The 7,570-nt window shown below is 49.3% G+C and carries 4 protein-coding genes, 1 tRNA gene and 1 pseudogene; 2 read left to right on the top strand and 4 right to left on the bottom strand.

Going from position 1 to position 7,570, the window contains the following annotated elements:
* A pseudogene (locus tag ACJHVI_RS06645) lies at window positions 1-183 on the bottom strand (IS5 family transposase); the annotation flags it as partial.
* Here ACJHVI_RS06645 and ACJHVI_RS06640 point away from each other — a divergent pair.
* Window positions 182-334: a hypothetical protein gene (locus tag ACJHVI_RS06640; RefSeq protein ID WP_483183919.1), complete on the top strand. Its 153-nt coding sequence runs from the start codon at window positions 182-184 to the stop codon at window positions 332-334. The pseudogene ACJHVI_RS06645 and the gene ACJHVI_RS06640 sit on opposite strands and share 2 nt — an antisense overlap.
* A gap of 225 nt (window positions 335-559) precedes the next feature.
* On the opposite strand, the gene ACJHVI_RS06635 is transcribed toward ACJHVI_RS06640, so the two are convergent.
* The 3 genes from ACJHVI_RS06635 to ACJHVI_RS06625 form a co-directional block, all read right to left on the bottom strand.
* Window positions 560-636: transfer RNA gene (locus tag ACJHVI_RS06635), tRNA-Arg, on the bottom strand.
* A 158-nt stretch (window positions 637-794) separates the two neighbouring features.
* Entirely contained in the window at window positions 795-6,869 is a 6,075-nt protein-coding gene (locus ACJHVI_RS06630) for an Ig-like domain-containing protein (RefSeq protein WP_483183918.1), read from the bottom strand.
* A 143-nt stretch (window positions 6,870-7,012) separates the two neighbouring features.
* Window positions 7,013-7,147: a hypothetical protein gene (locus tag ACJHVI_RS06625; protein WP_483183917.1), complete on the bottom strand. Its 135-nt coding sequence runs from the start codon at window positions 7,145-7,147 to the stop codon at window positions 7,013-7,015.
* Here ACJHVI_RS06625 and ACJHVI_RS06620 point away from each other — a divergent pair.
* Window positions 7,146-7,570, top strand: a 425-nt coding sequence (locus ACJHVI_RS06620) for a transposase (RefSeq protein WP_483183916.1), incomplete at its 3' end; no start/stop codon positions are given. The genes ACJHVI_RS06625 and ACJHVI_RS06620 overlap by 2 nt on opposite strands.

Raw genomic sequence — 7,570 nt, 5'->3', positions numbered from 1 at the left:
AAACATCGGCAACAACGGATAAGCAGGACGACCGCCGTGGTCGCGCAAATCAGCCACTTTTTTACTGGCAAGTGTGTGTTCAATGGCTTGCCAATCGAGCAGTTGGGTGATTTTAAGCAAGGGGAAACGGTCAGCGTATTGATTGAGCAGGGTTTGGGCGGAGTGGTAGAAGAAGCTGCTCATGGAAAAATCCTCTCAATTCTGGGTTGGGGAGAAATTAGAGGATTTTTTGGGGTTTTGCAAAGGTTTCAACCTGCAAGTGCCTGCTCTTGCTCGGCAGCAATCAGCGGCATCAGAGAAGCCGATAATGATTCATCACAAAGACAAGACTTAAATATTAGGCTCTCTATCATGTAAACCGATATGTAAAAATTCTGTCCGCTTCCCTGATAGTCAAACAATATCGTCGAAGCATTAAGGCATTGGCTCGCCGTACGCGCTGTACTGCTGCCGCTCGCCGCCTTATACTAATTTCCATCTCTCCGACGATCGCTGGCAATTCTGCGAAAATTTCAGTTTAGGCAATAAAAAACCACTGCATTGCAGTGGTTTAGTAATCTGGCGCGCCCGGAAGGATTCGAACCTCCGACCGCCTGGTTCGTAGCCAGGTACTCTATCCAGCTGAGCTACGGGCGCGTTTTGAAGGCGCGCATTATGCAGAACTTGCCGATGCCTGTCAAGCAATTTTCTTGCACAGCCGTTTTTGCCCAGAGGCGGCTAAACCGCTTGCGCCGCAAACATCAAATACAACAAGTATTTTACTCTTTGCGGCGAAGGCGGTTTGGATATGCCGCTTAAACAATCGAGAAATGCTCGTATTGCGGGCTGTTAATCGGATTACTCAAAGTGGCAAAATGAATCGCATCTGTGATGCCCTTGCCGTCGCTATCGTAAGCCAGTTTTCCGCTTGTTTTATCGTATTGAATATAATCTTCAAATTCCGACTGCGTGATATTCGCCAATGCGGTAAAAATCAGCTTGGATAATTCGATGCGGTCTTCATCGGGATTGAAATCCTCGATGATATCGACCTTGCCGTTTAATGCCGTTTGGAAAACAAAGGTATCCGCGCCGTTGCCGCCGACCAAGACATCCGCCTCCAAACCACCGATTAAGCGGTCATTACCGTCCATACCCTCCAAACGCGCGCCGACATTATTGGCAATGAGGATATTATCCAATTCATTGCCGATAGCGGATTTAGCCCTCGTGCCGATGAGCGTCAGGTTCTCCACATGCTCCGGCAGGCGGTAATCAATCAGACTTAAGACGCTATCCTTGCCCTCATCCGCCAATTCAATCACTTCGTCGCCGGCATCATCGACCACATAGGTATCGTTGCCGCCCTCGCCGCGCATGATATCCGCGCCCTCGCCGCCGTCGATATAATCATTACCCAAGCCGCCTTTAATCGTATCCCTGCCTTTGCCGCCGTAGATATTGTTATCGGCTTTATTGCCGGTCAGAGTATCGTCGTGCGCCGAGCCGATGAGGTTTTCAATTTGCGTACCGAAGCCGATAAAGGCTTGGTTTTCGGTATAACTGTTGAAAGAAGCCAAGGCATTATTGTTGGCAACCGCAGCATCGTCCGCCAAATCAAAGAATTCGCGCAGGGTATAGCTTTCTTTGTCCTTAATGGTCAGGGTTTTGGCAATGGCGCCGCGATAGCTCCAAGAACCCGGGGTTAAATTCACGTTCACCGCCATCTCTTCATTCGAAGCGTCGAAGGTATCCACGCCCGCGCCGTCCCAGATATAGACGCCCGCATCAGAGCTATGCACATTGTATGTGCCGAAGGTATAGACATCATCGCCGGCACGCGCATTCGGATTCACGCCGTAGCGGTACTGCAGTCCGGCAAGCTGATAAATGCGCAAATCATTCTTCACTAAATCATAATTGTAAGAATAAGACATATAGGAAAATTCGCCGTGATCCTCCAAACTGCCCGCGCCGACACCGTACTTTTCTTTCATCTTGGCAAAATCATTGAGATGCCCGAAAGTATGACTCATGGTCAAGGAATGTCCGACTTCGTGCAGTCCAAAATAAGCCACTGCGCCGTCAAATTTGCTCATCGGCTTATTCCAGAACACCCAACCGCCGTTAACCGCCCAAGCGGTCGCACTTGAATTCTGCTGCGCCATGCTCACATTGATGCCCGAGCCATCCAGAATATAACTACTGCTTTCTACAAATTCGACGTTCAAATAGCTGCTGAGCATCGCAAAGGATTCGCGCATAATCGCTTGATTGGTCGGCGAGAGCTGCTCATACGTGCCGGCAATCGACAAATTACCGTGCTTGACGCCGTAAGTCGTCTCATCTTCCGCCGTGACGAAATAATAGTAAATCTTATGTCTCTGCTCATTGCCGCCGACGGCGATTTTCGTATTGTAGCCGTTGCTGCCGCTCACACCTTGTGCATTGATAAAATAAGGGAAATTATAATCGGGCGCGGTGTGGTCTAATTTACGCTCCGCCTGCTTAATATCCCCATGCTTAGCCACAAAATCGCCGCTCAAGGTCTTAAAGCCGAGATAGGTTTCCGTGTCTTGCACGCTGATGGCATTGCCGGCGCGGTCATCGCTGTGCAAGGTGGCGGTCAGCGATTTCTCATCATTCTGCGCCAAGACATCGCGCGCCACTTCAAGGCTGAAGGAATGATCCGCCTGCACAGTGGTTTTAAAATGCTTATCGCCGATTTGTACCTCAACCGTATCGCCGACACTCGCCCCTGTCGTTTGACCACTAATCTGAGTATTGTCCAGCAAGGCTTTGGCATTAAAGGTTTGCACGCCGTTCGCATCGGTGCGGATAAAAGCGCTGTTAAAATTGATGCTTTCATAATCAACGCTTTCCACCGTCACTTTTCTGGCGGAATGGACGCCTTTATTGTCGACCAATTCAAAGGCTTTCTTATAATTTTCATCCGCCGAATTTGCCGCACGGTTAAATTCCACGCTGATGGCTTTGCCGTCTAGGGCTTTCAAATCGTCGGCGGAAAGATTAAATGTGAAAGTTTTGCCGCTATGATCCAAGCCGATTTTGTAGCTTTTATCGCCCGCCTTAATCACTAATTCGCGCACAAACATAGCGTTTTTGCCTTGGGCGTAAATGCCTGAATACGTAATTTCGCCATTCATGCGCAACATTTGCGCGCCCGTGCTGGAAAAGTTTTCCCCAATCTTTGTCACATCGATGGATGCCGCCGCATCAGGCGCAACGGCATAAACTTTTGCCGCCGATGCCTGCGCGCTGCCGCTGCGTGCCTGCGCAACAATGCGGTAGTCTTGATTATTCAGCAAATCCTGCGTTGGCACGTCCAGACTGAATTTGCCGCCCTGCACGTTCGCTTCAAAGGATTGCTGGTTAATCAATAAGGTAACCTTGCTTACACTACCAGCATCCGCACTTGAAACCGTGCCGGAGATTTTCGTCGTCGCCGCCTGCGCTTCGCTGACATTAAGCAGATTATCCGGCGTGATATTATCCAGCTGAATGTGAAGGTTTTCGCTCACGACCCGATAAGCCGCTTGGCTTTGTACGGTCTGGCTGTTGCCCGCCGCATCATGGCTTTCAATACCGGCGCTTACCGTCAAATCAGGATTGCCCGCCAAGACATTCGCCGCCACTTCAAGGCTGAATGTACCGCCGTCTTTGATATCAACTTGATGCGTGTCTTGATGAATCCGAATGCTAACCTTATCGCTAGGCTGGAATTCTCCCGACACCTGCCCTGTCAACAGCACCATATTTGTGCTGTCGGCAGAGACATCGCCAATCGTCTGCAATTGCAATTGCGTTTTCGGCGGGGTCAAATCCACCGCATAATCTAGGCTGTCGGCGGCTTCGGCAAGATTGCCGTTCACACCGAGCGCCTTTGCATAGACTTTCAGCGTTTGCTCGCCGTGGCGGCTTGCCAAAGGATTATTGGCATTATCGGCAGCATTAAGCATCAATTGCCAGCTTTGGCGGCTTTCATCCACCACCGCCTGATAGCGCTGACCGTGAATCTCCACGCTGACTTGCACCGTGCCGGCACGCACCGCCGCACTGTCATAGCTCAGGCTGCCGCTGATTAAGAAATTCCCGCCTGCCTGCGCAATATTAATCGCATTACCGCCGTTGATATTTTCTGTGCTTAAGTCTAAGGAGGGCGGGCTTAATTCAATCGCAAAACTTTGACTGTTGGACGTCTTGCTCAAACTATTGCCCACATTATCGGAACGCGTAGCTTCCACGCTTAAGGTATTTACGCCCGCGGCAGCGGCTTTTTCCAATTCCGCAAAAGGCACATAGAATAAAGCGCCTAATTTCCGCTCGAGACCGACAATTGCATCGGCGGCGCTGTAAGTCTTGCCGTTCAGGCTTAATGTGGCTGTTCCGATATCGCCGTTTGCCACATTGCTATACAGCGCTGTAATTTCCACCATGCCTTGTTTTTGATGGCTTTGATTTAAATAGCCCTCAATGCCGATGCTTTGCAAAGTAATGTCGAACTTCGGCAGGCTGGCTTTCCAGTTAAGATTGTAAATGCTTTGTTCCGCCGCCACATGGATGCCGTCGCCGTAATCGGCGCTATAGTCCGCCGTAAAGCGCGATTGACGGCTGCCGTTAGCACTGCCATAAGTATTGGCTTGATGAAATACCGAAGCGGCTGTGGCTTGAAAACTGAAACTCAAATCCGCTTGAATCACAGCTTCATGGTCTTGGGTTTTATTGCCTGCAAGGGTCTGCTTAATCCGCAGCATTTGCCCCGCCACACCGTTTTCAACGACGCCGCTAATACTTACCGTCTTATCGCCGCTGAAATTAGACAAATTCAAACGCTGATCGCTGCCGATATAGCCCTGCAATTCCGTTTGGCTGATGCCCAATATCTCTGCGATTTCTTGCGCATTAAGCAGGTTATCGCCGCTAATCGCATTAAAGCGAATGACCGGTTTGGTATTACTGTCGATGACGGCGAATGTCTGCGTCTGCGTATAAGAAGCCTCGTTTAAGGCCGCATCTTTGACCGCAACCTCAACCCCGATTTCCGCCTTGCTTAAGGCCGTGAGTTTATTGGCGGTAAGATTGAACGACCAGCTGCGACTTGCCGCATCCACCTGAGCCGCCATGGCTTCTTCGCCGACCTTAACGCGCACCGCAACGCTGTTCCAATCCACATCATTATCTACACTCAACTGCCCCTTAATCGCCACCTCGCCGGCGGCTTCGAGCGAATTAATCACATTATCTTCGGCAATCACAATGCTGGTAACAGGCTGGGACAGCTCCGTATCGATGGCATAGGTTTTTTCCTTGCTAATCGCCTCATTATTTTTCAGCACCGCCTTAATCGTCGGCACGGCATTATTCGTCAACAAATCCGCGCCATTGACATCCAGACTGAAATTGCCCTTCTCATCAACCTTCGCCACGCCCTCCAGCGTCTTCCAACCGCCCGAACAAGCCTCGCAGGCGCAAAGGAACACCAGCTCGTCGCCGGTTTCGCCCAGTACTACATTGCCCGAGAGAGTAACCGTACCTTTGCTTTCCGCATCATTCAAGACATTATCTGCGGTCACATGATCGACATTAATCACTTTGCCGTCGGAAAAATCGATTTGATATTGATGCGAGACTTGCGCCGTATGCGTATTCTGCGCCGCATCCTGCGTGCTCAATTGCAGGATAAAATCGTCTTTGTGATTGATTAAGGCGACAGTCCCTACTTCTACCTCAAAACCTAAACTGCCGTCTTGTTTTTCAATTAATTGCGTGCTGTACCGAGTCGTGCCTAAGCGGATAATCACGCTGTCGCCGACTTTCGCCGCTGAATCCTCGACATTTTCCACTTGACCGGAAATCAGAGTTTTCGGATTTTGGCTTTCCAGATAGCTGATGACATCATCGCCCGTAATCGGATTGATGCGAATCTGCGGCGCTGTAATCACGGTATCCACCGCATAATGAACCGTCTGTGTCGCCTCTGCCGAACCGGCGGCATTGCTCGTTATCGCCTGCAATTGCAATACATTATCGCCTTGCGCCTGCGCCAATTTCGCACCAGCAACCACTGCCTGCCATTGATTACCGCTAATCTGCGCGGCAAAAGTTTCGCCGCCCAGTATAAGATTCAAGCGCACATCGCTGCCGCTGTCATAAGCAATAGTGCCTGTCAGAACAATATCTTCTCCCGCTTCCTGCCGATTAATCACATTATCTTCGGTAATGCTATCCATCCGAATGCTTGCTGGCGACGGCGGCGTAAGAGGTGAGGTTTGCTCTTCTGTTGTCGGCTGTGCGGGTTTCTCTTCTTCCGCTTTAGGTTGAGCAGGTTGCTCTTCTGCCGCTTTTGGTTGCGCAGGCTGTTCTTCTTCCGCTGGCGCTTGTGCGGGTTTTTCTTCTTCTGCTGTGGGTTGTGCAGGCTTTTCTTCTTCCGCTGTCGGCTGTGCAGATTTTTCCGCAGTAGCGGATTGACCGCCATTGCTTAAAGCGACTGCGGCAACCGCGCCTAATGCCGCCGGTACCGCCACAATGCCCGCCGAAACGCCTGCTTGAGCAGATACGACTTGCGAAGCCAGCATGGGCTCGACGCTTTGAGCGGTGGCAAAAGTACTTTCCAATTGCTGTAAATCCTGCCAATCTTCAATCACGATATAGTCCGAATAATTTTCTAAAACCAATTCGGCTTCGGCATCTTCATCAATAAAAACAGAAAGATCATTTCCTAGCAATTGAGTACGCGGCTGCGCAATCAGCTGTCCTGCCTCATCGAGAATTTGATAACGCACATTAGCCTTCGTTTGTAAGCGCAGAGTTTCAGCTGACAATACATGCGTTTGCACTTCAGCGTTTTGAATTACGAGTAAACGATACATTGATAATAATTTTCCTTTTGAAATAAGATAGATAAACCTTCCGCCTTCAGGCAGGCAAAGGCGGCGGATTATAGCGGATTATGGAAGATAAGACACTGTTTTCGGCATAATTTTTGATGTTTTTTATCACTCTTGCAATAAGTTTATTTAATAAAAACCAAATCAAAAGCTATTTTTAATGAGTTTTGCCAAACAGAAAAACATAATCTGAAACCTTTGCAAAACCCCAAAAAATCCTCTAAATTCTCCCCAACCCAGAATTGAGAGGATTTTTCCATGAGCAGTTTCTTCTACCACTCCGCCCAAACCCTGCTCAACCAATACGCTGACCGTTTCCTCTTGCTTAAAATCACCCAACTGCTCGATTGGCAAGCCATTGAACACACTCTTGCTAGTAAAAAAGTGGCTGATTTGCGCGACCATGGTGGTCGTCCTCCTTATCCGTTGTTGCCGATGTTTCCTGCAATATTGTTGGGACAATGGCACAGTCTTTCCGATCCTGAATTAGAACGCAGTCTGGTTACCCGACTGGATTTTATGATTTTTTGTCAATTTCTAGACGAAATGAATCTGCCCGACCACAGCACACTCAACCGCTTTCGCAACTGGTTAATGCAAGGTGGTTTGTTAGATGAACTCAATCAACAAATCAACCAACAACTGGCTCAAAACAAACTCAAAGTAGAAAAAGCCCAAACCGC

Source organism: Suttonella sp., from assembly GCF_056855035.1.
The sequence above is the reverse complement of the archived record's forward strand: the minus strand, read 5'-3'. Positions and strand labels throughout refer to the sequence as shown.